Genomic DNA, 25,204 nt, shown 5'->3' on the forward strand with positions numbered 1-25,204 from the left:
GAATTTGCCTGGCGGCGATAGCGCGGTGGTCCCACCTGACCCCATGCCGAACTCAGAAGTGAAACGCCGTAGCGCCGATGGTAGTGTGGGGTCTCCCCATGCGAGAGTAGGACACTGCCAGGCATCAAATTGGTTGAAAGCCTCATGCGAAAGCATGGGGCTTTTTGCTTTGGAGGAAAATGGTAGATTTATCCCATTAAAAAACAAAAGGCTCCGGAGAGCCTTTTGATCATGTTTGTATTGATTAGTGAGAACTACTTTGAGAGATTCCTAGCCCAGTTTGTGAACGAACAAACTGGGCACGAAAGCGTTCGCGTTCTTGCTGCCCGGCCAATGAACTATCAGTCACAGAGAAGAACCAGGTGCCAATAAAGGCTACAATCATTGAGAATAATGCTGGATATTCATACGGATAGATAGCCTTCTCGTGACCAAGGATCTGCACCCAGATCGTTGGACCGAGAATCATCAGGATCACTGCAGTTAATAACCCTAACCAGCCGCCAATCATTGCACCACGGGTAGTTAAGCGTGCCCAATACATGGAAAGAATGAGTATCGGGAAATTACAACTAGCGGCAATAGAGAAAGCCAAACCGACCATAAACGCAATGTTCTGTTTCTCAAACAAAATACCCAATGTGATCGCTACAATCCCCAAGAATACCACAGTAATTTTGGAGACTTTCAGCTCTTCACGTTCGGTTGCTTTGCCATTCTTAATCACGCTGGCATAGAGATCGTGGGATACAGCGGAAGCACCTGCCAGAGTCAAGCCGGCAACCACAGCTAAAATAGTGGCAAAGGCAACGGCGGAAATGAAACCAAGGAAGAAGTTACCACCAACTGCATTAGACAGATGAATTGCCGCCATATTGTTGCCGCCGAGTAACGCACCAGTGGCATCTTTGAAGGCTGGGTTGGCGCTAACCAACAAGATTGCACCGAATCCGATGATAAAGGTTAAGATATAAAAGTAACCGATAAATCCGGTGGCATAGAACACGCTTTTACGAGCTTCTTTGGCGTCGCTGACGGTAAAGAAACGCATCAGAATATGCGGTAAACCCGCAGTACCAAACATCAGAGCTAAACCAAGCGATAATGCCGAGATCGGATCAGAAACTAACCCTCCAGGGCTCATAATCGCGATGCCTTTGGAATGCACCTTTACCGCTTCGGCAAATAGGCTGTTGAAATCAAAATTGACCGATTTCATCACCATCAACGCCATAAAGCTGGCACCAGCCAATAACAGTACTGCTTTGATGATTTGTACCCAAGTCGTCGCCAACATCCCGCCAAACAACACATACAACACCATTAAAATGCCAACTAGAATGACTGCCACATGGTAATTCAATCCGAACAGTAACTGGATCAGCTTACCTGCACCGACCATTTGAGCGATCAAATAGAGTGCGACTACCACCAGAGAGCCACAGGCGGAAAGCATGCGGATAGGTTTTTGTTTTAAGCGGTAAGAGGCCACATCAGCAAAGGTATATTTGCCGAGATTCCGTAAGCGTTCGGCAATCAAGAATAGAATGAGCGGCCAACCAATCAAAAAACCGATGGAGTAAATTAATCCATCATAACCAGAGGTATACACCAGTGCAGAAATACCGAGGAACGAAGCGGCTGACATATAATCACCAGCTATAGCTAAGCCGTTTTGGAAACCAGTTATGCGTCCGCCAGCGGTATAGTAGTCTTGACGTGAGCGGGTACGCTTGGAAGCCCAATAGGTTATATAGAGCGTCGCACCAACGAATAGCAGAAACATGACAATAGCTTGGACATTCAACGGCTGACGTTGTACCGCACCACCGATAGCGTCGGCGTAAGCCAGACCGGGTAAAGTGGACAACATAATAGCTGAAGATAAGCGCTTCATTGTTTCACCTCACGCAGCACTTCGGCGGTTAGACGATCAAATTCGCCGTTGGCGCGGAACACATAGATCCCAGTAAAAACGAATGAAATGACGATCAAGCCGACACCCACTGGAATCCCGCGGGTAATGGTTGATCCTGCGGCGATTGGTGTGCCGAGCCATTGCGGATCGAAAGCGATTAACAAGATAAAACTAACATAGAGCGCCAGTGTTATCAGTGAAAGCAGCCACGCGAAGCGGCCACGTTTGCGCACCAGCTCCTGAAAGCGCGGGTTTTCCTCAATCCCTTGATAAATAGTGTCATTCATCAGAGTCTCTCCAGTAGGTATTGATAATCACCGCGCGTAAACCGCCCATCGAAAATAGTCCGATGAGCGGTGATAGGCGGCGCAAATTACGACGGGACTTTCATTGATTGTTTTTCTTCCAACAGCTTGTCGACTACCGCTGGATCGGCCAGCGTTGAGGTATCCCCCAAGTTACTAGTATCACCGGCAGCAATTTTGCGTAGGATGCGTCGCATGATTTTGCCTGAGCGGGTTTTAGGTAGGGAATCAGTCCAATGCAGCACATCCGGTGTGGCGATCGGGCCGATTTCTTTACGTACCCAGTTACGCACTTCGGTATAAAGCTCAGGGGTAGGTTCTTCACCATGGTTGAGTGTGACATAGGCGTAAATCGCCTGACCCTTGATGTTATGCGGGATACCAACTACTGCGGCTTCGGCGATTTTCGGATGTGCGACTAGCGCGGATTCGATCTCAGCAGTACCCAAGCGGTGACCGGAAACGTTCAGTACGTCGTCGACGCGACCAGTGATCCAGTAATAACCGTCTTCGTCGCGGCGTGCACCATCACCACTGAAGTACATCCCTTTGAAAGTAGAGAAGTAGGTTTGCTCGAAGCGATCGTGATCGCCAAACAGTGTACGTGCCTGACCCGGCCAAGAATCGGTAATCACCAGGTTACCTTCACAAGCGCCTTCCTGTGGATTACCCAGGTTATCGACCAATGCAGGTTGTACACCGAAGAATGGACGGGTTGCGGAACCGGCTTTCAGCTCTGTTGCACCCGGTAGCGGGGTGATCATGAAACCACCAGTTTCAGTCTGCCACCAAGTATCGACGATTGGGCACTTACCGTTACCAATCTTGTTGTAATACCACTCCCAGGCTTCTGGGTTGATGGGTTCACCCACGGAACCCATGATACGTAGCGAGTCGCGTTTAGTTCCTTCGATCGCTTTATCGCCTTCAGCCATCAGAGCGCGGATGGCAGTCGGGGCGGTATACAGAATATTAACCTTATGCTTATCAACAACCTGAGATAATCGATTAACGCCGGGATAGTTAGGTACCCCTTCGAACATTAATGTAGTCGCACCGCAAGCCAGAGGGCCGTACAGCAGGTAGCTATGGCCTGTTACCCAACCGACATCGGCGGTACACCAATAGATATCGCCATCGTGATAATCGAAAACGTATTTGAACGTCATTGCGGCATACACCAGATAGCCGCCGGTGCTGTGTAATACACCTTTGGGCTTACCGGTAGACCCAGAGGTATACAAGATAAACAGCGGATCTTCGGCATTCATTTCTTCTGGTGGACAGTCGGTGGAAACGCCTTTGGTGAGTTCATGCCACCACAGATCGCGACCTTCCTGCCAAGAACTGGTGTTACCGGTACGTTGGAACACTACTACGTTGGTGACGCTTTTCACGCCTGGATTTTTCAACGCATCGTCGACGTTCTTTTTCAGCGGTACGGCACGGCCTGCGCGAATACCTTCGTCGGCAGTGATCACCAGTTTGGAGTTGGAATCGATGATACGCCCTGCCACAGCCTCAGGGGAAAAACCGCCGAAAATGACTGAATGTACGGCACCTACGCGCGCACAGGCCAGCATAGCAACGGCAGCCTCCGGTACCATCGGCATATAAATGGCCACCACATCGCCTTTTTTCACGCCGAGTTTTTTCAATACATTGGCAAACTGGCAGACATCATGATGTAGCTGTTTATAGGTGACATGTTTTGATTGGGTAGGGTCATCACCTTCCCAGATAATGGCAGTTTGATTGCCGCGTTCATCCAAATGACGATCTAAGCAGTTGGCGGCCAGGTTTAAGGTACCATCTTCGAACCACTTAATACTGATATGTCCCGGATCGAATGAAGTATTCTTCACTTTGGTATAGGGCTTGATCCAATCTACGATCTTGCCTTGCTCGCCCCAGAAAGCTTCTGGATCTTGCACAGACTGCTGATAGTATTGTTGATATTGTTCTGGATTAATCAGGGCATGCTCTGCAATTGCAGAAGGAATAGCGTGTTTATGTAGTTGGCTCATAGCTTTTCTCCTTGAAGTTGTTAATAGTATGTCAACCGAAGGTTAATTGTAGTTTGCTATGATTCTTTGTTTCTTTTTTGCGCGGCAGATCACGCAACGAAGATATTGATTTGTAATAGTTACTGTCGTAATTGGATGAGACATCTGTCTGGTTGACGATGAATTTTCTGCAAGTGGCAAGTTTATCTGAGAATTCTTGAATGGCGCTACAGTGCTTTAGTGTTGGTGCATTTTAGTATCTGGCGGGTTAATGTGGTGCGGAATCGATAGGTTTTACTGGCTTAGAAAAGTAAAAACCCGCCATAAGCGGGTTCTTTAAATGAGTGGTGCCCGGACTCGGAATCGAACCAAGGACACGGGGATTTTCAATCCCCTGCTCTACCGACTGAGCTATCCGGGCAACGCGCAGCATTAAACCGTATTGGCTGGGTAGCGTCAACGGCTTTATGACAGAAAAGGGTAAAAACAGGTTCAACTGCTGGCTTTTCAGGCAAAGGGACGAAATTTGCAACCGCTAACCCAATATCCAACGGTGACATTACCCTAAACGCTTTTGGCTTCAGCTTAATGCACCATGCTTACGGCACTGAGCTACCTGCAAAATATCTTCTGCCAGACGTTTGGCGATAGAGACGTCCTGTAGCTGTCGTTTTATCAGTAGTTTGCTTAAACAACCTTCCAGTACTAGCTCCATTTGCTGGGCGACCATCTCGGCATCATCGGCATCCATTTCGCGTAGCAACTCACGGGTATTATCTAACCAATCGTTTTTTTGGCGTTCGGCTAACTGATGAATGGGATGGTCGGTTTCAGGGAAGAAGCTGCAAGCGGCGATAAACAAACAACCAGGATAGCGACCATTTTCCACGTATTCCGCCAACACATCATAGCGAGCCAACAGTTTTTGCTGTGGCGTGAGCGTTTCGTCCAGGCGCACCTGATGTCGCCAAGTATCGATCTGTTGCCCATGATGGCGCAGGCAGTCATATAACAGCGCTTCGCGATCGGGCCAAAACGGTTTGAAATCGCTGGGTTGGACGCCGAGTTTTTCTGCCAACATTTCCAATGTGGTGGTCGCCAGTCCCTGTTTTTCTAACAGTTCCAGTGCGGTATCAAGAACATGTTCACGTTGCACTTGTGCTCCCTCCCAAAAATCACTCAATTAAATTTTAGTGTCGTTTATGGCACTGTTTTCTGCAAATGTGCGCTGAAAGCTGCCGCATCCATAAAACCGGTCACGCGGTTGGTGGTAAGTTCTTGCCCTGAGTCATTAAAGAACAAAATGGTCGGCAGACCCAACACCTGCAAGTGTTTCAGCAAAGCGACCTGTTCGGCGTTATTGGCTGTCACGTCGGCCTGTAACAGCACTGCGTTGGCCAATTGCGCCTGAACCTTGGCATCGCTGAAGGTGTACTTTTCGAACTCTTTACAGGCTACACACCAATCGGCGTAGAGATCCAGCATAACCGGTTTCCCTTTAGCCTGCTGTAATGCTTGTTCGAGCTGTGCGACGTTGTGGATCGGGGTAAAGTTCAAATGTGCCTGATTTACCTGTTGTTGCGTATGGGAACCGAATGCCCAGTCTTGCAACGGTCGAGCGACGATCACTGCCGCCGCCAACAATAAGAGTTGTAGCGCTCGAGCCCAGCCGTGGGTGTTTTTCAGGCTTAGAGCAAATGCCCAGCCGAAGAACGCGAAACCAAGGACGCTCCACAAGCGCAGTCCCCAAACATCACCAATCACACGCTCCAGTAAGAATACGGGTAGCGCCAGAATGACAAAGCCAAAGGCCTCTTTGACATACTGCATCCATGGCCCGCTGCGTGGCAACAGACGGTTACCAAATAGGGTGACGAGCACCAAGGGCAACCCCATACCTAATGCATAAAGATACAAAGTACCACCGCCTGCCCACATATTGCCGCTTTGAGCGATGTATAACAAAATGGCGCTGAGCGGGGCAGTCGTGCAAGGAGAGCAGATTAAGCCAGCCAACGCACCCATGACAAACACGCCAATCAACGAGCCACCTTGCTGGGTGTTACTCCAACTCGCCAGACGTGTTTGCAGCGAGGAAGGTAGCTGCAGCGAATACAAGCCGAACATCGATAGTGCCAGCAACGCAAATAAGATCGACAACCCAATCAATACGTAAGGATGCTGCAACGCTGCTTGGAATTGTAATCCGGCAGCGGCAACGACCATGCCCAGCAGAGTGTAAGTCAGCGCCATGCCTTGTACATAAACCAATGCCAACACCAGAATACGTCCACTGCTGTGCGGGCGTTCACGACCTAGAATAATGCCGGAAATCAGCGGATACATCGGCAGTACACAAGGGGTGAATGCGATTCCAATACCAATCAACAACGCCCACAGCGGTGAGAACGGTAGATTGGTCGGTATTGGTGTTTCTGGTGTGGGTGGCGTGGTTGCGATAGGTGCAGCGGCTACAGTATCCAATGGGATCACGCGGGTTTCCGGTGGATAGCAGAACCCAGCTTCGGCACAGCCTTGATAAGTGACACTGATGCTGGCGTTAGCCACCGCTTGCTGCAGCGGAATTTGCAGATTCAACTGCTGCTTATAAATCTCAACTTCGCCAAAAAACTCGTCTTTATGACTTAATCCATTGGGTAGCGTGAACTGCCCCAGCGTGGCCTGCTGTGGCACCAATTTTATCTGCTGGCGATACAGGTAATAGCCGGGACGGATTTGCCAATTCAGCGTCAACTGGTGGTCTTTTTGCTGAAAATCAAAAGCAAAAGCTTGATCGACAGGGACAAACTGGTTGCCACCGTTTTGGCCGAACAAGGAAGCCTGTGCCACGGATGGCAGGAAAAACAGGCTGCAAAGCAGGAATATCAGTTTAATGAGGCGTTGATCCATGACAAGTAATCTTTATCTCCAGCCATCACCGGTAACACCAGAAGTTCAGGCGTTTGATAAGGGTGATGTTGTTTCAAGTAGGTGAGAAGGGCTTGTTGATGCTGACGATCGCTTTTGAGCAGCATCTGTACTTCATATTCCTGTTCCAGTTTCCCTTCCCAGTAATAGAGAGAGGTTGCACCGGGCAACAAGGTAGCGCAGGCCGCCAATTTTTCTCCCAACACATTAGCCGCCAGCTCTTGCGCTGTGGCTTCATCGGGAGCGGTACAAAGAATGACTACAGCTTCGCATTCAGACATCTTTAGCCCTCTCAGTTAAATTCATTGTGGGCACTATACCTTGAAGCAAGCAGGTCTAGAAGGTGAGTTTATAACCAATGGGGGAATGTGGGGAGAAAACCGGGGCTGGTGAGCCCCGGTTGGTCGATTACAGGATCACGCTACCGAACAGGAAGCCGAAGATCACCGAGAGAACTACCCCGATGGTGCCAGGGATGAAGAACGGGTGGTTAAAGACAAAGCGACCGATACGGGTGGTGCCGGTGTCGTCCATCTGTACAGCAGCAACCAGCGTTGGATAGGTTGGCAGGATGAACAGGCCAGAAACCGCCGCAAAAGAAGCTACCGCAGTCAGTGGCGTTACGTTCAGTGCCAGTGCCATTGGCATCAATGCCTTGGCTGTTGCCGCCTGAGAATACAGCAGAGCGGAACAGAAGAAGAAAATCACTGCCAGCAACCACGGATGTGATTGGATTACGCTGCCCGCCGTATCTTTGATCCAACCAATGTTAGCCTGCACAAAAGTATCACCCAGCCAAGCAACGCCGAGAATACAGATACAGGCGCTCATACCGGCTTTGAACGTGCTGGAGTTCAATACCGCATCGGTATCTACATGGCACAGCAAGGTGGTCAGGGTCGCCACACTGAGCATGATGATCAAGATGGCATTAGTGGTGTTCATCAATGGTGTTACCACCAGACCCAGACTCGGACTGTTGATGATGGCATAAGCCACTACGCACACAACGCCCAACAGGAATAACAGCACGGAAGCTTTAGCGCGTGGTTTGATCTCGACGACCTTGTTACCACGTAGCGCCACCAAACCTTCTTCAAGACGTTTTTGGTAAATCGGATCGTCAGACAGTTTGGAGTCAAATAACCAAGTCACCAGCAACGACATCAGCAAGATGGCGCAGAAGGTAGAAGGAATGACCACCATCAACAGATGCAGATAGCTGACACCATGACCTTCCATAACGGAAGACATATACACCACCGCAGCGGAAATCGGCGAAGCGGTGATGGCGATCTGCGCGGAAACCACGGCAGTAGACAGCGGACGGCAAGGTTTGATGCCTTGCTCTTTCGCTACTTCAGCAATCACTGGCAGTGCGGAGAGAGAAATATTACCGGTACCGGCGAAGATGGTCAGGAAGTAGGTGACGATCGGAGCCAAGATAGTGATGTACTTAGGATTCTTGCGCAGCAGTTTTTCTGTTTGCTGTACCAGATAATCCATACCGCCAGCGACTTGCATCGCAGAGATGGCAGCGATAACCGCCATGATGATTGAGATAACGTCGAAGGGGATATTACCGGGTTTAACGCCAATCAGCGCGAGTACCAATACCCCAAGACCGCCTGCAAATCCAATGCCTATACCGCCCAGCCTGGCCCCTAAAAAGATGGCCAGTAGAACGATAACCAATTCCACTGCTAACATAGTGTCACTCCTTAAAATGGAAAAATATGAAAATTAAAAGTTAAAATTTTGTAGGCGCTAGAAAGTAAAAAGGCACGCTATCCAAGGGATTTAGCGTGCCTTTTAGGCTACCGGATGGTTCTATTATTGTTCATTTTCATCGGTATAGCGTTTCGCTTTATAGGCCGGGTGCATCAGGTTCTCTACTGAGAAGATGTCGTCCAGTTCTGCTTCTGTCAACAGACCACGTTCTAGCACCACTTCACGTACGGTTTTACCAGTTTCAGCACAGATCTTACCAACGATGTCACCGTTGTGGTGGCCAATAAACGGGTTCAGATAAGTAACGATACCGATAGAGTTGAATACGTAGTGCTCGCAGACTTCTTTATTTGCTGTGATGCCGTTGATGCATTTTTCCAGCAGGTTGTAGCATGCGTTGGTCAGGATGTGGATTGACTCAAACATGGCTTGGCCGATGACTGGCTCCATCACGTTGAGCTGCAACTGGCCTGCTTCGGACGCCATAGTAACGCAAGTGTCGTTGCCGATCACCTTGAAGCACACTTGGTTTACTACTTCAGGCACCACTGGGTTGACCTTGGCTGGCATGATGGAAGAACCCGCCTGCAATTCTGGCAGGTTAATTTCGTTCAGGCCAGCACGTGGGCCGGAGGACAGTAAGCGTAAGTCGTTACAAATCTTGGACATTTTTACAGCCAGACGCTTCAGCGCGCTGTGTACCATGACGTAAGCGCCACAGTCTGAAGTTGCTTCGATCAGGTCTTCAGCTGGAACTACTGGTAGACCACTGACTTCCGCCAGTTTCTGTACGGCTAGGTGCTGATAACCTTCTGGCGTGTTCAGTGCTGTACCGATGGCGGTTGCGCCCAAGTTCACTTCCAGCAGTAGTTCGGCTGTACGGTGTAGGTTACGGGTTTCTTCTCTCAGTAACACGCTAAAGGCATGGAACTCCTGACCCAAAGTCATAGGTACTGCATCTTGCAACTGGGTACGGCCCATTTTCAGGATGGTTTCGAATTCTTTGGCTTTACGTTCGAAGCCTTCTTGCAATTGATTAATGGCGTCGATCAGTTTCAGGTTGGAAGCATACACCGCGATACGGAACCCAGTTGGGTAGGCATCGTTGGTGGATTGGCTTTTATTGAGGTGATCGTTAGGGTTCAGATATTGGTATTCACCTTTCTGATGCCCCATCAGTTCCAGACCGATGTTAGCCAGAACTTCGTTGGTGTTCATGTTCAAAGAGGTGCCAGCACCGCCTTGGAACACATCCACTGGGAATTGGTCCATGCACTTGCCTTTATCGAGCACTTCGTCGCAAGCTTGGATAATAGTATCGGCGATTTTACGTGGGATGGTTTTTAACTCTTTGTTAGCCATTGCTGCGGCTTTCTTCACCATTACCATGCCACGGACGAACTCAGGAACGTCGCTGATTTTGCTGTTACTAATATAGAAGTTTTCAATCGCACGCAGAGTATGAACACCATAGTAGGCTTCTGCGGGTACTTCACGTGTTCCTAGTAGGTCTTCTTCGATACGAATGTTGTTTGACATGAGAACCTTCTTTAATGTTGCTGCCGAATTAATTGTTTGCGTGGTAACTAAATTATGTTGTCGATAGCTTCAAGCGCGGAAGTATTGACCGCTGCTATTGTTGCTGCCCAGATCATATGCTGCTTTGTAATAAATGAGTGTACGCAGATCACTATCTGATGCTTCAAAAGTCACAGCTTTCTAGTTCTGTGATCGATTTCACATTTGACAACTTTGTCAGTAAAAAATCAGTTTTGGTTGAAAAGGACACATGTTGCCCCCATTGTAATTAGGTTGGCCTGTTATAGGCTCCATATTTTATGTATACGCGCATGTCGCGGGTACGTTGTTTTCAACCATAGGAGAATACGGTGCGCTGGTTACCGTTCTTGTTGATATTTCTTTTGGTTTACATCGAGATATCATTATTTATTAAAGTTGCTGCGGTGTTGGGTGTTGCGGTCACGTTGTTATTGGTTGTCTTCACTTCTTGTGTCGGTGTTTCTTTAGTGCGCAATCAAGGGATGAAAACCTTCGCGCAGATGCAACAAAAGTTGGCTGCAGGCGAGAGCCCTGCGGCGGAAATGGTGAAAAGCGTTTCACTGGTGTTGGCAGGTTTTCTGTTGCTGGTTCCGGGCTTTTTTACTGACTTCCTTGGGCTGTTGCTGCTGTTACCACCAATTCAGAAGTCATTGACCTTGAAGCTGATGCCGCATCTTGCCATTTACCGCCCGGGTAGCTGGGGCGCGGGTAGTGATGCTGCTAATGGCAACACTTTCGATGGTGAGTATCAGCGTAAAGACGACGAGCGTCATACGTTGGATCACCAACCGGATGAACACGATAAGCGGCAAGATCGTTAATTCTCCTAATGCGGCTTCGGTTACGTTTTTCATTGCGGCAGATCGCAATTGAGACAAAAAAACGAAATTTTTTTTGTCTCCCCCTTGAAGGGCTGTGGAATGCCCCCATTTCAATTCCCACAAGGCCGGTAATCGAAAGATAACCCGGTGGAAAACCCTAAATCTGATACAGACCTTCTTACAGGAGAGCGTTCAATGAGTATTCGTCCATTGCATGACCGCGTTATCGTCAAGCGCAAAGAAGTTGAATCAAAATCTGCTGGCGGCATCGTTCTGACTGGCTCTGCAGCGGGTAAATCTACTCGTGGTGAAGTAGTAGCCGTTGGTAAAGGACGTGTTCTGGAAAGCGGCAACATCCAGCCGCTGGATGTGAAAGTTGGCGATATCGTAATCTTCAACGACGGTTATGGCGTGAAAGCAGAGAAGATCGACAATGAAGAAGTGTTGATCATGTCCGAAAGCGACATTCTGGCAATTGTTGAAGCGTAATCGCGCTTTATCTTCTGAACTGAACGAATTGAAGGGAAATACCAATGGCAGCTAAAGACGTAAAATTCGGTAGTGACGCTCGTGTGAAAATGCTGCGTGGCGTTAACGTACTGGCAGATGCAGTGAAAGTTACCCTCGGTCCTAAAGGCCGTAACGTGGTTTTGGATAAATCTTTCGGTGCACCGACCATCACTAAAGATGGTGTTTCTGTCGCTCGTGAAATTGAACTGGAAGACAAGTTCGAAAACATGGGTGCACAAATGGTGAAAGAAGTTGCCTCTAAAGCGAATGATGCTGCAGGCGACGGTACCACCACTGCAACCGTTCTGGCTCAATCCATCATTACTGAAGGCCTGAAAGCGGTTGCTGCTGGCATGAACCCGATGGATCTGAAGCGCGGTATCGACAAAGCGGTTATCGCTGCGGTTGAAGAACTGAAAAAACTGTCTGTGCCTTGCTCTGACTCCAAAGCGATTGCTCAGGTAGGTACCATCTCTGCCAACTCCGACGAAACTGTGGGTAAACTGATCGCAGAAGCGATGGAAAAAGTGGGCAAAGAAGGCGTTATCACCGTTGAAGAAGGCACTGGCCTGCAAGACGAGCTGGACGTTGTTGAAGGTATGCAGTTCGATCGCGGTTACCTGTCCCCGTACTTCATCAACAAGCCAGAAACCGGTTCTATCGAATTGGATAGCCCATTCATCCTGTTGGCTGACAAGAAAATCTCCAACATCCGCGAAATGCTGCCAGTTCTGGAAGCCGTTGCGAAAGCCGGTAAACCACTACTGATCATCGCTGAAGATGTTGAAGGCGAAGCTCTGGCAACGCTGGTGGTTAACACCATGCGTGGCATCGTGAAAGTGGCTGCAGTTAAAGCACCTGGCTTCGGCGACCGTCGTAAAGCCATGCTGCAAGACATCGCGACTCTGACTGCCGGTACCGTTATCTCTGAAGAGATCGGTATGGAGTTGGAAAAAACGACTCTGGAAGATCTGGGTCAAGCAAAACGCGTTGTTATCAACAAAGACACCACTATCATCATCGATGGCGTAGGCGACGAAGCAACCATTCAAGGCCGTGTTGCTCAAATCCGTGCGCAGATCGAAGAAGCAACTTCTGACTACGATCGTGAAAAACTGCAAGAGCGTGTGGCTAAACTGGCTGGCGGCGTTGCCGTTATCAAAGTTGGCGCAGCAACTGAAGTTGAAATGAAAGAGAAGAAAGCTCGCGTTGAAGATGCTCTGCACGCAACTCGTGCTGCAGTAGAAGAAGGCGTGGTTGCTGGTGGTGGCGTAGCGCTGATCCGTGTAGCGGGCAAGATTGCTGGCTTGAAAGGCGACAACGAAGATCAGAACGTCGGTATCAAAGTTGCCTTGCGTGCGATGGAATCCCCACTGCGTCAGATCGTCATCAACGCCGGTGAAGAAGCTTCTGTTATCGCTAACAATGTGAAAGCAGGCGAAGGCAGCTACGGCTACAACGCTTACACTGAAGAATACGGCGACATGATCGCGATGGGTATCTTGGATCCAACTAAAGTAACCCGTTCTGCACTGCAGTACGCGGCATCTGTAGCTGGCCTGATGATCACCACCGAGTGTATGGTTACCGATCTGCCGAAAGGCGACGCACCAGACATGGGCGCTGGTGGTATGGGCGGCATGGGTGGTATGGGCGGCATGATGTAAGTCATCCCCGTTAAGAACCCCGACGTAATACCGTTCACTTAAGCCTTATGTGACTTATCGCTGAACGGATATTTAGCCGGGATATAAAGCACCGAACGAGAGTATCGTCGGTGCTTTATTTTTTTCAGATTATGCTTTTGGCTGTTGTTGCTTGAGTAAATCGCGGATTTCAGTCAGCAATTTCTCTTCTGCTGTGGGTTCTGGTGCGGCGGCTGGCGCTGGTGTTTCTTCCTGTTTACGGCGCATTTGATTCATCAGCTTGATTGCTAAGAAAATAGCAAAAGCTACGATAACGAAATCAAAAACAGTTTGAATGAAAGCACCGTAGTTCATCATGACTGCAGGTACTGCACCTTGGGCTTCGCGTAAAACTAAATGGAATTGTTTGAAGTCGACTCCGCCGATCAATAGACCCAATGGCGGCATAATAATATCGGCAACAAACGACGATACTATTTTCCCGAAAGCGGCCCCGATAATTACACCGACAGCCAAATCGACCACATTGCCACGCATGGCAAATTCACGAAACTCTTTCATCATACTCATCAGAACACCCTCGCAAAACAGCTAACTCAAATTTAACAAAGCTACTTCCCTGCGCCACAGTAAGTATAGAAAAGATTTTGGCTTTTCTTGCGGCAACGAATTTTAACGCAAAAATAGTGACAATTGCTTAACAAATTCGTTTTACAGGAAAAATGGACTGGGTTGGAATAGGCGTTCAACGTCTGGTACGAATTTCTTATCGGTAATAAACATGATGACGTGGTCACCTTGTTCTATTTTGCTATTACCGTTGGCAATAATGACATCGTCACCACGCACAATCGCGCCAATAGTGGTACCTGGTGGTAATTTAATATTATCTACAATACGGCCAACGACTTTCGAGGTGCTTTCATCTCCGTGGGCGATGGCCTCGATGGCTTCGGCGACACCACGACGCAGTGAGGATACACTGACAATATCGGCTTTACGTACGTGTCCTAATAACGCTGAAATGGTTGCCTGCTGTGGTGATATCGCGATATCGATCACGCTGCCTTGGACCAGATCGACATAAGCACGACGTTGGATCAGAACCATGACTTTCTTGGCGCCCATACGTTTGGCCAACATGGCTGACATGATATTGGCTTCATCATCGTTGGTGATAGCGATGAAAACGTCAACTTGATCAACGTGCTCTTCAGCTAACAATTCCTGATCAGAGGCATCACCGTAAAATACGATGGTATCGTGTAGTTGTTCGGCTAGCTCGGCGGCGCGTTGCTGATTGCGTTCGATCAGTTTGACGTTATAGTCCTTTTCTAATCGAGCGGCCAAGCCCGCACCAACGTTACCACCACCGACAATCATGATGCGCTTATAAGGTTTCTCCAGCCGCTGCAATTCACTCATTACTGCACGGATATGCTGTGAAGCAGCGACAAAGAACACTTCATCACCAGCTTCGATAATGGTGGAGCCTTGCGGACGGATGGGACGATCCTGGCGGAAAATAGCAGCCACGCGGGTATCAATATGTGGCATATGCTCACGCATCGAAGATAGAGCATTACCGACCAATGGTCCACCGTAGTAGGCTTTCACTGCGGCGATACTGACCTTGCCTTCTGCAAAATTCACCACCTGTAGCGCGCCAGGGTATTCAATCAATTTATAGATGTAATCGATAACCAATTGTTCTGGCGAGATCAAATGGTCGATAGGTACCGCTTCCGGCAGGAACAACTTCTCAGATTCGCGAATGTATTCTGGGGCGCGGATTCGGGCGATGCGGTTTGGGGTGTTGAATAATGAATAGGCAATCTGACAGGCGATCATATTGGTTTCGTCAGAATTGGTGACGGCAACCAACATGTCGGCATCTTCGGCGCCAGCTTCACGCAATACGCGCGGGTGAGAACCATGGCCTTGTACCACGCGCAGGTCAAATTTGTCCTGTAGTTGGCGCAAACGGCCAGTATCGGTATCGACTACGGTGATATCGTTATTTTCACCCACCAGGTTTTCTGCCAGTGTTCCACCGACTTGACCAGCACCAAGAATAATAATTTTCATCTGATTCCCTGCTTCATGCCCTGAATAGTTAGATTTTAATCAGCTTAGCGTAAAAGAATCCATCCCCGTCCTCGGGATGGGGGATATTCTGCTTGCCAGGTTGTGTGATGTCACCGGTTTCAACCAGCTTGGCATCTGTATGACGTTGCAAAAACGCGTGTACTTGCTCGCTGTTTTCCTGCGGCAGAATAGAACAAGTGGCATAGACCATCACGCCGCCCGTTTTTAAATGTGGCCAAATAGCTTCGAGGATCTCAGCCTGCAAGCTGGCAAGTTCGGTGATATCACTGTCCCGACGCAGCCATTTTATGTCTGGATGACGCCGGATAACGCCGGTTGCGGAACAGGGTGCGTCCAGTAGAATCCGATCGAATTGTTTGTCGCCACACCATTGTTGCGGTGTGCGGCCATCACCGAGTTTTACTTCAGCATGCAATCGCAGGCGTTGCAGGTTTTCTTTTACCCGGCTTAGGCGTTGTTCATCAATATCAACGGCCATTACCTGAGCTTTTGGGGCGGCTTCTAAAATATGCGTCGTTTTACCGCCTGGCGCAGCACAGAGATCGAGGATCTGTTCGCCATTCTGTGGATCGAGTAGATCGACGCAACCTTGTGCGGAGGCGTCTTGCACAGTGACCCAACCATCGGCAAAACCGGGTAAATCGGTAACGGCACAAGGCGTTATCAAGCGTACTGCATCGGGATATTCACTATGAGCAACGGCGGCAATTTCGGCCTGCTCCATGAGTTTCAGATATTCATCACGAGTGTGGTGCAGACGATTAACACGCAGCCACATCGGTGGTTTTTGATTATTGGCATCAACAATCTGCTCCCATTGTGCGGGATAGGCTTGTTGGATGCGTTTCAGTAACCAACTCGGATGCAAGTATCGGCTGTCGTTATTGGCGGCGCGTTGCAGGAGCTCTTCTTGCCGACGTTGGAATTGACGTAGAACTCCGTTAATCAAACCTTTTAGCTGTGGGCGTTTCAACGTCACTGCACCTTCGACGGTTTCGGCCAATACTGCATGTGGAGGAATGCGGGTATATAACAACTGGTACATGCCGACCATCAGTAAGTAGTGCAAAGGGCGCTGTTTACCCACCATCGGCTTGGCCATCAGTTGCTGAATGCACCATTCGAGCTGCGGCAACACGCGCAACGTACCGAAGCACAGTTCCTGCAATAGGGAGCGATCTTTATCGGCAATGTTTTTCTGCAACGCAGGCAGAATTGTGCTGAGTGACTGGCCTTGATCCAGTACCTGGCCGATGGCCTTGGCAGCCATGCTGCGGAGATTGTAATTGTTTTTCATAGGCTAACGACCGGTAGAAAAAAGAAACAACCCGGTAATTTATTACCGGGTTAAGGCTGTGATTTATAGCTGGTTGCCCGGAGTAAACCACTCGCGACGGGAGTTCAACAGATCTTGCGCCGACATAGGCTTTTTGCCTGCGGGCTGCAGCTGCGTCAGATTGAGGATACCTTCTTTGGTAGCGACCTGAATGCCATGCTTATCCGCATGAACAATGGTGCCTGGTTCTGCTTGGCTGTTTTCGCTTATTACCGTTGCCTGCCAAACTTTCACCGGTTGATCATCAATGGTGAAGTAGCTGACCGGCCACGGGTTGAAGGCGCGAATACACCGCTCCAACTGAGCTGCACAAAGGTTCCAATCCAAACGAGCCTCTTCCTTGCTGAGTTTTTCAGCATAAGTGACGAGTGCTTCGTCTTGCACTTCACGACTGGCAGTTCCGTCAGCCATTTGTTGCAACGTAGTCAGAAGTCCCTTCGGCCCTAACTCCGCCAGTTTGTCGTACAGACTGGCACTGGTGTCGCTGGCTTCAATTGGGCAACTCATTTTGAGCATCATGTCACCGGTATCGAGACCGACATCCATATGCATAATGGTTACGCCAGTTTCGCTATCGCCAGCCCACAAGGAGCGTTGGATTGGAGCGGCACCGCGCCAGCGCGGCAGCAGTGAACCATGTACGTTGATGCAACCCAAGCGCGGCATATCTAATACGGCTTTAGGTAAGATCAAACCGTAGGCGACCACTACCATGACATCGGCGTTGAGATCAGCCACTAGATGCTGGTTTTCTTCCGGGCGTAGGGATTTAGGTTGCAATACCGGCAGTTGATGCTGCTCGGCTAGTACTTTGACTGGACTAGGGGTCAGTTTGTTACCACGACCGGCCGGGCGGTCTGGCTGGGTGAAAACACCCACAACTTGGTGCCCAGAAGACAACAGCGCGTCAAGATGACGCGCTGCAAAGTCTGGAGTTCCGGCAAAAATAATCCGTAAAGAATCAGACACGTTGATTTCCTGCTGGTTTAAGAGGCGCGGGCGTTTAGCTTGGCCATTTTTTCCAGTTTCTGACGGATGCGCTGGCGTTTCAGTGGCGACAGATAGTCGACAAACAGTTTACCTACCAAGTGATCCATTTCATGCTGGATGCAGATGGCTAACAAATCGTCGGCCTCAAGCTCGAAAGTGTTACCTTCGCGATCCAATGCGCGGATCTTCACTTTCTCGGCACGTGGTACCAAAGCGCGCTGTTCTGGAATAGAAAGGCAGCCTTCTTCGATACCGGTTTCACCGCTTTTTTCCAGCAGTTCTGGGTTGATCAACACTAAGCGTTGATCGCGGTTCTCAGAAACATCAATCACGATAATGCGCTGATGAATATCCACCTGCGTCGCAGCCAGACCAATGCCTTCCTCTGCGTACATGGTTTCAAACATATCATCCACGATGCGCTGGATATCTGCATTGACTTCTTTTACCGGGGCCGCAATTTTGCGTAGCCGCTCGTCTGGGAAATGTAATACCTGCAAGACTGACATATATCTTTAGATCTGTATCCGAGTGATGAAGAGAGTTCATTATCTATTCTAGACATTTCCGGCCTTGATTGACAGCATCGTCTACCAATTGCACGAATTGGTAATACCAACAAATTCAGGGAGGGAATAGATAATGCAACCGGCAGAAATCAAGTTAAGGATGCACGGGGTTACAGGCATTGAAGCTGCTCAGGCCAGCAGAGTTATTCAGCAATTACTTGCCGAAGGCGGAGATCCCTACCCATTGTTGGTGCCTTTTGGGTTGAACGCTAAACAGGCCGCTCAATTTCGACAGGCAAATTCAGAGTATCTTGCGGAGACGCTCAAATGGTTGGAGCAACCCGAACATGGGTTATTGAGCTATGGCGAAACTGGGTATCCAGAACGTTTACAGCATATTAATGATGCTCCGCTGCTGTTATTGGTGAAAGGAAATCCTGCCGCTTTATCCTTACCGCAAATTGCTATGGTGGGAAGTCGTCAGTTCAGCCACTATGGCGAACATTGGGGAAACTATTTTGCGAGTGAGTTGGTGCATTGCGGTTTTGCGGTGACCAGCGGACTGGCAATCGGTATCGATGGTATATGCCACAGGGCAGCGTTAGAAGCTCAGGGCATCACGATTGCTGTGCTAGGTAGCGGTTTGGCGAATGTGTATCCGCGTCGACATCGGCGTTTGGCCGATCGTATTGTTGAACAAGGCGGAGCGGTGATTTCGGAACTTTTGGTCACAGATTTACCGATGGCCGACCATTTTCCGCGTCGCAACCGTATCATCAGCGGTTTGAGCTTGGGTGTGGTGGTGGTCGAAGCTTCGTTACGCAGCGGTTCATTGATTACAGCCCGTTATGCCTTGGAGCAAGGACGTGAAGTTTTTGCTCTGCCGGGAGCTTTAGGTAACCCAATGAGTGAAGGGACACATTGGTTAATTCAGCAGGGCGCTTATTTGGTGACGTCGCCGAAAGAGATTGCAGAAAACGTAGGAAGTGGTCTGCATTGGCTGTCCGTGAATGAAAATCTAACTATTTCTGCGCCAGAAGCCGAAGTTGAATTGCCATTTTGCGATGTGTTGGCTAACGTAGGAGATGAGGTGACACCTGTTGACGTCGTCGCTGAACGTGCCGGCCAACCTGTGCCAGAGGTGGTAATCAAATTACTCAATCTGGAGTTAGCAGGGTGGATCGCAGCTGTACCCGGCGGCTATGTCCGAATAAGGAGGGCAGGCCATGTTCGACGTACTCATGTACTTGTTTGAAACTTATATCCACAATGAACCAGAGATGCGCGTCGATCAGGATAAACTGACGGATGATCTCGCAGAAGCGGGTTTTCATCGGGATGATATCTACAATGCGTTAAACTGGCTTGAGAAACTGGCCGACTTGCAGGATGGCGAAAATGCCCCGTACTTTATGGGCGCCGATCCGCTGGCGATGCGAATCTATACCGAAGAAGAGAATGTGCGGTTGGATGCTGGTTGCCGTGGTTTCCTGCTGTTCCTTGAACAGATACAGGTACTAAACCTCGAAACCCGTGAAATGGTTATCGATCGTGTTATGGCGTTAGATAACACGGAGTTTGATCTCGAAGACCTGAAATGGGTGGTGCTGATGGTGTTATTCAATATCCCCGGATATGAAAACGCTTACCAGCAAATGGAAGAATTGCTGTTTGAAGTTAATGAGGGTTATCTGCACTGAGCCGGTAACATATATAGAAGAAGTTATGACAAAAGCTGCGATTTTTGCCGCAAGGCAAAATGAACCCTGTCCAGAATGTGGGGCCGAATTGGTGATCCGCAGTGGTCGCCACGGCCCCTTCCTCGGTTGTACCCGCTATCCTGAATGCCAATATATTCGCCCATTAAAAGGGCAGGCTGATGGACACATCGTCAAAGTGTTGGAAGGTCAGGAATGTCCAAAGTGTCAGGCGACGCTGGTGTTGCGCCAAGGGCGTTACGGTATGTTCATTGCTTGCAGTGATTATCCGGAATGCGATCACACTGAGGTGATCGATAAACCTGATGAAACCTCTATCACTTGCCCGCAATGCCAGCAGGGCAAATTGTTACAACGTAAGTCACGCTACGGCAAGGTTTTCCATTCTTGCGATCGCTACCCAGAATGTCAGTTTGCCTTGAATTTCAAACCTATTGCTGGTGAGTGCGTTTATTGCAATTACCCGCTATTAATGGAAAAACGGACGGCAAAAGGCCCAACCTTGTGCTGCGCCAGTAAGTTGTGCGGTAAACCTGTAGTAACCCCAGAATAATGACATCATGAATTTAGAACTTATTATCCAGGCGCTGCGTAACCAGCAGGTGATTGCTTATCCGACTGAGGCCGTGTTTGGCTTGGGTTGCGATCCCGATAGCCAACAGGCGGTCAATACATTATTGGCATTGAAACAGCGCCCGTGGCAGAAAGGATTGATCCTTATCGCTGCTGATTACGAACAACTCATGCCTTATATTGACGATAGTGCTTTGAATGAAACACAGCGTGCAGTGATGTTTTCTCGTTGGCCTGGGCCAGTCACTTGGGTGATCCCGGCTAAACCGGAAACGCCAAACTTTTTGACTGGCCAATTTAGCTCGCTGGCTGTTCGGGTTAGCGATCATCCATTAGTACAGAGATTGTGTCGTGATTACGGTAAACCTTTGGTTTCCACCAGTGCCAATCTGAGTGGGCAAGAGCCGTGCCGTACTGCACAAGAGGTTGAATTGCAGTTTGGCGCGACATTCCCGGTTTTGGCGGGAGATGTGGGTGGTCGTTTGAATCCTTCTGAAATCAGAGATGTTTTGACTGGTAAACAAATTCGTCAGGGCTAGAGGCTGAACCATGGAAAAATTTGCGGTATTTGGTAATCCGATTGGTCACAGTAAGTCGCCGCGTATCCATGCGCTTTTCGCTGAGCAGACGGGTATTGAACATCCTTATGGTACCGTGCTCGCACCATTGAATGGTTTCGCCGCGACTTTGCAAGCCTTCGTACTGGCGGGCGGCAAGGGAGCAAATGTTACGGTGCCGTTTAAAGAACAGGCTTATCAGATTGCTGATGAACTCAGTGAGCGTGCAGCCATGGCCGGGGCGGTGAATACGCTCAAAGTAAAAGATAGTGGGCACTTACTGGGGGATAACACGGATGGTGTGGGTCTGTTGACCGATCTCGAACGTCAGCAATTGATCCAACCAAAGGATCGTATTTTGCTGGTGGGTGCCGGTGGAGCCGCACGCGGTACGATCTTGCCGTTACTCTCGTTTGGTTGCGAAGTGGTCATTACCAATCGCACTTTCAGCCGCGCACAGGAATTAGCGCAGGTGTTCCAACACATTGGTGAGATCGCTGCTTTGTCAATGGATCAACTTGATCAGCAGCACTTTGATCTCGTGATTAATGCGACGGCATCGGGCATCAGTGGTGAAATCCCTGCATTACCGACTGACATTATGCACTCCGAGATCCGTTGCTACGATATGTTCTATCAACAAGGACTAACGCCATTTCTAGCTTGGGCAAAGCAACAGGGGACAACGCGTTATGCCGATGGTTTAGGGATGCTGGTGGGACAGGCTGCGCATGCATTCCATTTGTGGCACGGAGTGATGCCGAAAATAGAGCCAGTATTGAAGCAACTGCGCGAAGAGATGTCAGCCTAAATCAAACCCCGCTCCTAATCGGAACGGGGAAGTAGATTAGAGATCTTCCAGATAGTCGTCTTTCCAACGAACATAGTTATTCGAAGAGTAAAGTAAGCCTTCTTTCTCTGCTTCTGTTAATAACCGCACCTGACGTGCCGGGCTGCCCATATATAAGTGGCCACTTTCCAGTCGCTTGCCCGGAGCCACTAAACTCCCAGCACCAATCATCACATCATCTTCTACTACGGCACCATCCAGTAGGATCGAACCCATACCGACTAAAACGCGATTACCGATCGTGCAAGCATGCAACATGGCTTTATGCCCTACCGTCACGTCTTCGCCGATCACTAATGGGTAACCATCGGGATTGTGTTCGGACTTATGGGTGACGTGCAGCACGCTGCCATCTTGAATGTTGCTACGTGCCCCGATCTTGACTGCATTAACGTCGCCGCGAATGGCAACGAGTGGCCAGATACTGACGTCATCGGCCAATTCAACATTACCGATGACTACGCTAGAAGGATCGATCATCACGCGTTGACCGATCTTTGGAGAATATTGAAGGTAAGAACGTACTGCGTCAGACATTAGTAAAGCCTCGCATCGGGATCATGTTTACCGGCAATACTAGACGTTGGCGATGGAATTACAACCAGTCGCAAGACCAGATCCTGCGGAAAATGACCCGGATCGCATAAGATCCACGCTAAAGGGGCGAAAAGTGTGCAAACAGTAAGAAAAGATCCAAAAAGGGGTTGTGCAAAAAACTCGGATCCCTATAATGCGCCTCCATCGACAGGGAACATGTGAACAACTTCACAGAGTCTCCGGGGTCGGAAGAGAAAAAACCTGAAAATTAGGGTTGACTCTGAAAGAGGGAAGCGTAATATACGCCACCTCGAGTTAGTAAGCGAAAGCGCGTAACTCACTGCTCTTTAACAATTTATCAGACAATCTGTGTGGGCACTCACAAGATGATATCCAGATGCTTTCGAGCATCAACAAAATATCAAGTCTTGAAGAGTGACACATGAAGTAAAATTCATACAGTAACCTTTGAGCATCGCTTCACGAGTTGAAGCAAATCAAGCTTTTAATTGAAGAGTTTGATCATGGCTCAGATTGAACGCTGGCGGCAGGCCTAACACATGCAAGTCGAGCGGTAGCACAGAAGAGCTTGCTCTTCGGGTGACGAGCGGCGGACGGGTGAGTAATGTCTGGGAAACTGCCCGATGGAGGGGGATAACTACTGGAAACGGTAGCTAATACCGCATAACGTCTACGGACCAAAGTGGGGGACCTTAGGGCCTCACACCATCGGATGTGCCCAGATGGGATTAGCTAGTAGGTGAGGTAATGGCTCACCTAGGCGACGATCCCTAGCTGGTCTGAGAGGATGACCAGCCACACTGGAACTGAGACACGGTCCAGACTCCTACGGGAGGCAGCAGTGGGGAATATTGCACAATGGGCGCAAGCCTGATGCAGCCATGCCGCGTGTGTGAAGAAGGCCTTAGGGTTGTAAAGCACTTTCAGCGAGGAGGAAGGGTTGGATGTTAATAGCATTCAGCATTGACGTTACTCGCAGAAGAAGCACCGGCTAACTCCGTGCCAGCAGCCGCGGTAATACGGAGGGTGCAAGCGTTAATCGGAATTACTGGGCGTAAAGCGCACGCAGGCGGTTTGTTAAGTCAGATGTGAAATCCCCGCGCTTAACGTGGGAACTGCATTTGAAACTGGCAAGCTAGAGTCTTGTAGAGGGGGGTAGAATTCCAGGTGTAGCGGTGAAATGCGTAGAGATCTGGAGGAATACCGGTGGCGAAGGCGGCCCCCTGGACAAAGACTGACGCTCAGGTGCGAAAGCGTGGGGAGCAAACAGGATTAGATACCCTGGTAGTCCACGCTGTAAACGATGTCGATTTGGAGGTTGTGCCCTTGAGGCGTGGCTTCCGGAGCTAACGCGTTAAATCGACCGCCTGGGGAGTACGGCCGCAAGGTTAAAACTCAAATGAATTGACGGGGGCCCGCACAAGCGGTGGAGCATGTGGTTTAATTCGATGCAACGCGAAGAACCTTACCTACTCTTGACATCCACAGAAGGCTTTAGAGATAGAGCTGTGTCTTCGGAAACTGTGAGACAGGTGCTGCATGGCTGTCGTCAGCTCGTGTTGTGAAATGTTGGGTTAAGTCCCGCAACGAGCGCAACCCTTATCCTTTGTTGCCAGCGGTTCGGCCGGGAACTCAAAGGAGACTGCCAGTGATAAACTGGAGGAAGGTGGGGATGACGTCAAGTCATCATGGCCCTTACGAGTAGGGCTACACACGTGCTACAATGGCGTATACAAAGAGAAGCGAACTTGCGAGAGTAAGCGGACCTCATAAAGTACGTCGTAGTCCGGATTGGAGTCTGCAACTCGACTCCATGAAGTCGGAATCGCTAGTAATCGTAGATCAGAATGCTACGGTGAATACGTTCCCGGGCCTTGTACACACCGCCCGTCACACCATGGGAGTGGGTTGCAAAAGAAGTAGGTAGCTTAACCTTCGGGAGGGCGCTTACCACTTTGTGATTCATGACTGGGGTGAAGTCGTAACAAGGTAACCGTAGGGGAACCTGCGGTTGGATCACCTCCTTACCTAAAGATGTTTGACTGTGCAGTGTCCACACAGATTGTCTGATGAAAAAGTAACGAGCAGGAAATACCTTTATAGGCTTGTAGCTCAGGTGGTTAGAGCGCACCCCTGATAAGGGTGAGGTCGGTGGTTCAAGTCCACTCAGGCCTACCAAATTTTCGCCCATGCTGCGTTGTTCGGTTGGCTCGCATAGTTCACTATGCGTCGCAACCTCACGCCTTGCCTGAGCAAAAATTACATTCTTCGGGATGTAATGGTAAATCAAACGGTATTCCTGTGCACGACTGTATGGGGCTATAGCTCAGCTGGGAGAGCGCCTGCCTTGCACGCAGGAGGTCAGCGGTTCGATCCCGCTTAGCTCCACCATATACGTCCTGTAATAATACTTCAGAGTGTACTGGTGACAGTATGCTGCGAAGTATTTTGCTCTTTAACAATCTGGAACAAGCTGAAAATTGAAACATGACGGCTGAAACTTATCCCTCCGTAGCAGTACTGGGGTAAGGACTAACCCGTCATAGAGTCTCTCAAATGTTTACAGCACGATGTGTTCT

General features: G+C 49.3%; 22 protein-coding genes, 3 tRNA genes and 2 rRNA genes. 12 read left to right on the forward strand and 15 right to left on the reverse strand.

Features of this window, described 5'->3' with window-relative positions:
• The first annotated feature begins 7 nt into the window (after positions 1–7).
• Positions 8–123: ribosomal RNA gene (rrf, locus tag AC3ISQ_RS01180) — 5S ribosomal RNA — on the forward strand.
• A gap of 121 nt (positions 124–244) precedes the next feature.
• Here rrf and actP read toward each other — a convergent pair.
• The 9 genes from actP to aspA form a co-directional block, all read right to left on the reverse strand.
• The gene (actP, locus tag AC3ISQ_RS01185) at positions 245–1,897 is read right to left on the reverse strand and encodes a cation/acetate symporter ActP (protein WP_489350180.1); all 1,653 of its coding nucleotides are present in this window, start codon (positions 1,895–1,897) and stop codon (positions 245–247) included.
• Positions 1,894–2,205, reverse strand: a complete 312-nt coding sequence (locus AC3ISQ_RS01190) for a DUF485 domain-containing protein (RefSeq protein ID WP_489350181.1) — start codon at positions 2,203–2,205, stop codon at positions 1,894–1,896. The genes actP and AC3ISQ_RS01190 overlap by 4 nt, the downstream gene beginning before the upstream one ends.
• Before the next feature lie 86 nt (positions 2,206–2,291).
• Positions 2,292–4,250, reverse strand: coding sequence for an acetate--CoA ligase (gene acs / locus AC3ISQ_RS01195; RefSeq protein WP_489350182.1), 1,959 nt, complete (start codon positions 4,248–4,250; stop codon positions 2,292–2,294).
• Positions 4,251–4,574: 324 nt separating this feature from the next.
• A tRNA-Phe gene (locus tag AC3ISQ_RS01200) sits at positions 4,575–4,650 on the reverse strand.
• A 159-nt stretch (positions 4,651–4,809) separates the two neighbouring features.
• Positions 4,810–5,385, reverse strand: a complete 576-nt coding sequence (gene dicD / locus AC3ISQ_RS01205) for a division control transcriptional repressor DicD (protein ID WP_489350183.1) — start codon at positions 5,383–5,385, stop codon at positions 4,810–4,812.
• 44 nt (positions 5,386–5,429) lie between these two features.
• Positions 5,430–7,139: a protein-disulfide reductase DsbD gene (locus tag AC3ISQ_RS01210; RefSeq protein ID WP_489350184.1), complete on the reverse strand. Its 1,710-nt coding sequence runs from the start codon at positions 7,137–7,139 to the stop codon at positions 5,430–5,432.
• On the reverse strand, positions 7,115–7,438 hold the full coding sequence (cutA, locus tag AC3ISQ_RS01215) for a divalent cation tolerance protein CutA (RefSeq protein ID WP_489350185.1): 324 nt from the start codon (positions 7,436–7,438) through the stop codon (positions 7,115–7,117). The genes AC3ISQ_RS01210 and cutA overlap by 25 nt, the downstream gene beginning before the upstream one ends.
• Before the next feature lie 127 nt (positions 7,439–7,565).
• Positions 7,566–8,867 carry an anaerobic C4-dicarboxylate transporter gene (locus AC3ISQ_RS01220; protein WP_489350186.1) on the reverse strand — a complete coding sequence of 434 codons (1,302 nt, stop codon included), beginning with the start codon at positions 8,865–8,867 and terminating at the stop codon, positions 7,566–7,568.
• A 123-nt stretch (positions 8,868–8,990) separates the two neighbouring features.
• Entirely contained in the window at positions 8,991–10,427 is a 1,437-nt protein-coding gene (gene aspA, locus AC3ISQ_RS01225; RefSeq protein WP_489350187.1) for an aspartate ammonia-lyase, read from the reverse strand.
• Between the two features lie 350 nt (positions 10,428–10,777).
• Between aspA and AC3ISQ_RS01230 the strand changes: the two genes are divergently transcribed.
• The 3 genes from AC3ISQ_RS01230 (at position 10,778) to groL (ending at position 13,446) form a co-directional block, all read left to right on the forward strand.
• Positions 10,778–11,269: an FxsA family protein gene (locus AC3ISQ_RS01230; RefSeq protein ID WP_489350188.1), complete on the forward strand. Its 492-nt coding sequence runs from the start codon at positions 10,778–10,780 to the stop codon at positions 11,267–11,269.
• Positions 11,270–11,464: 195 nt separating this feature from the next.
• Positions 11,465–11,758: a co-chaperone GroES gene (locus tag AC3ISQ_RS01235; protein WP_004952634.1), complete on the forward strand. Its 294-nt coding sequence runs from the start codon at positions 11,465–11,467 to the stop codon at positions 11,756–11,758.
• Between the two features lie 44 nt (positions 11,759–11,802).
• Positions 11,803–13,446 (forward strand): chaperonin GroEL, encoded by a 1,644-nt coding sequence (gene groL / locus AC3ISQ_RS01240; protein ID WP_489350189.1) that lies wholly within the window; start codon positions 11,803–11,805, stop codon positions 13,444–13,446.
• Positions 13,447–13,575: 129 nt separating this feature from the next.
• On the opposite strand, the gene mscL is transcribed toward groL, so the two are convergent.
• From mscL to def, 5 genes are all read right to left on the reverse strand, one after another.
• Positions 13,576–13,995, reverse strand: a complete 420-nt coding sequence (gene mscL, locus AC3ISQ_RS01245; RefSeq protein WP_489350190.1) for a large-conductance mechanosensitive channel protein MscL — start codon at positions 13,993–13,995, stop codon at positions 13,576–13,578.
• 141 nt (positions 13,996–14,136) lie between these two features.
• Positions 14,137–15,513 (reverse strand): Trk system potassium transporter TrkA, encoded by a 1,377-nt coding sequence (trkA, locus tag AC3ISQ_RS01250; RefSeq protein ID WP_489350191.1) that lies wholly within the window; start codon positions 15,511–15,513, stop codon positions 14,137–14,139.
• 28 nt (positions 15,514–15,541) lie between these two features.
• The gene (gene rsmB / locus AC3ISQ_RS01255) at positions 15,542–16,831 is read right to left on the reverse strand and encodes a 16S rRNA (cytosine(967)-C(5))-methyltransferase RsmB (protein ID WP_489350192.1); all 1,290 of its coding nucleotides are present in this window, start codon (positions 16,829–16,831) and stop codon (positions 15,542–15,544) included.
• A gap of 63 nt (positions 16,832–16,894) precedes the next feature.
• Positions 16,895–17,839, reverse strand: a complete 945-nt coding sequence (gene fmt / locus AC3ISQ_RS01260; protein ID WP_489350193.1) for a methionyl-tRNA formyltransferase — start codon at positions 17,837–17,839, stop codon at positions 16,895–16,897.
• Between the two features lie 17 nt (positions 17,840–17,856).
• A complete protein-coding gene (def, locus tag AC3ISQ_RS01265; RefSeq protein WP_489350194.1) occupies positions 17,857–18,369 on the reverse strand; it encodes a peptide deformylase in 513 nt (170 codons plus the stop codon).
• A 133-nt stretch (positions 18,370–18,502) separates the two neighbouring features.
• Here def and dprA point away from each other — a divergent pair, with 133 nt between their 5' ends.
• Genes dprA through aroE form a run of 5 tightly spaced genes read left to right on the forward strand, consistent with a single transcriptional unit; the run spans position 18,503 to position 22,028 of the window.
• A complete protein-coding gene (gene dprA, locus AC3ISQ_RS01270) occupies positions 18,503–19,624 on the forward strand; it encodes a DNA-protecting protein DprA (RefSeq protein WP_489350195.1) in 1,122 nt (373 codons plus the stop codon).
• Positions 19,596–20,069 (forward strand): DUF494 family protein Smg, encoded by a 474-nt coding sequence (gene smg / locus AC3ISQ_RS01275; protein WP_489350196.1) that lies wholly within the window; start codon positions 19,596–19,598, stop codon positions 20,067–20,069. The genes dprA and smg overlap by 29 nt, the downstream gene beginning before the upstream one ends.
• 25 nt (positions 20,070–20,094) lie before the next feature.
• A complete protein-coding gene (locus AC3ISQ_RS01280; protein WP_489350197.1) occupies positions 20,095–20,640 on the forward strand; it encodes a DNA topoisomerase family protein in 546 nt (181 codons plus the stop codon).
• 7 nt (positions 20,641–20,647) lie between these two features.
• Positions 20,648–21,199 carry an L-threonylcarbamoyladenylate synthase type 1 TsaC gene (gene tsaC, locus AC3ISQ_RS01285; protein WP_489350198.1) on the forward strand — a complete coding sequence of 184 codons (552 nt, stop codon included), beginning with the start codon at positions 20,648–20,650 and terminating at the stop codon, positions 21,197–21,199.
• Positions 21,200–21,209: 10 nt separating this feature from the next.
• Positions 21,210–22,028 carry a shikimate dehydrogenase gene (gene aroE, locus AC3ISQ_RS01290; protein WP_489350199.1) on the forward strand — a complete coding sequence of 273 codons (819 nt, stop codon included), beginning with the start codon at positions 21,210–21,212 and terminating at the stop codon, positions 22,026–22,028.
• Between the two features lie 36 nt (positions 22,029–22,064).
• Here the strand turns inward: aroE and AC3ISQ_RS01295 are convergent, their stop codons facing one another.
• Positions 22,065–22,604: a gamma carbonic anhydrase family protein gene (locus AC3ISQ_RS01295; protein WP_489350200.1), complete on the reverse strand. Its 540-nt coding sequence runs from the start codon at positions 22,602–22,604 to the stop codon at positions 22,065–22,067.
• 506 nt (positions 22,605–23,110) lie between these two features.
• Here AC3ISQ_RS01295 and AC3ISQ_RS01300 point away from each other — a divergent pair.
• From AC3ISQ_RS01300 to AC3ISQ_RS01310, 3 genes are all read left to right on the forward strand, one after another.
• Positions 23,111–24,652, forward strand: a 16S ribosomal RNA gene (locus AC3ISQ_RS01300).
• 74 nt (positions 24,653–24,726) lie between these two features.
• Positions 24,727–24,803, forward strand: a tRNA-Ile gene (locus AC3ISQ_RS01305).
• Between the two features lie 137 nt (positions 24,804–24,940).
• Positions 24,941–25,016, forward strand: a tRNA-Ala gene (locus AC3ISQ_RS01310).
• Positions 25,017–25,204: the final 188 nt, after the last annotated feature.

The organism is Serratia sp. KH_031 (assembly GCF_057839655.1).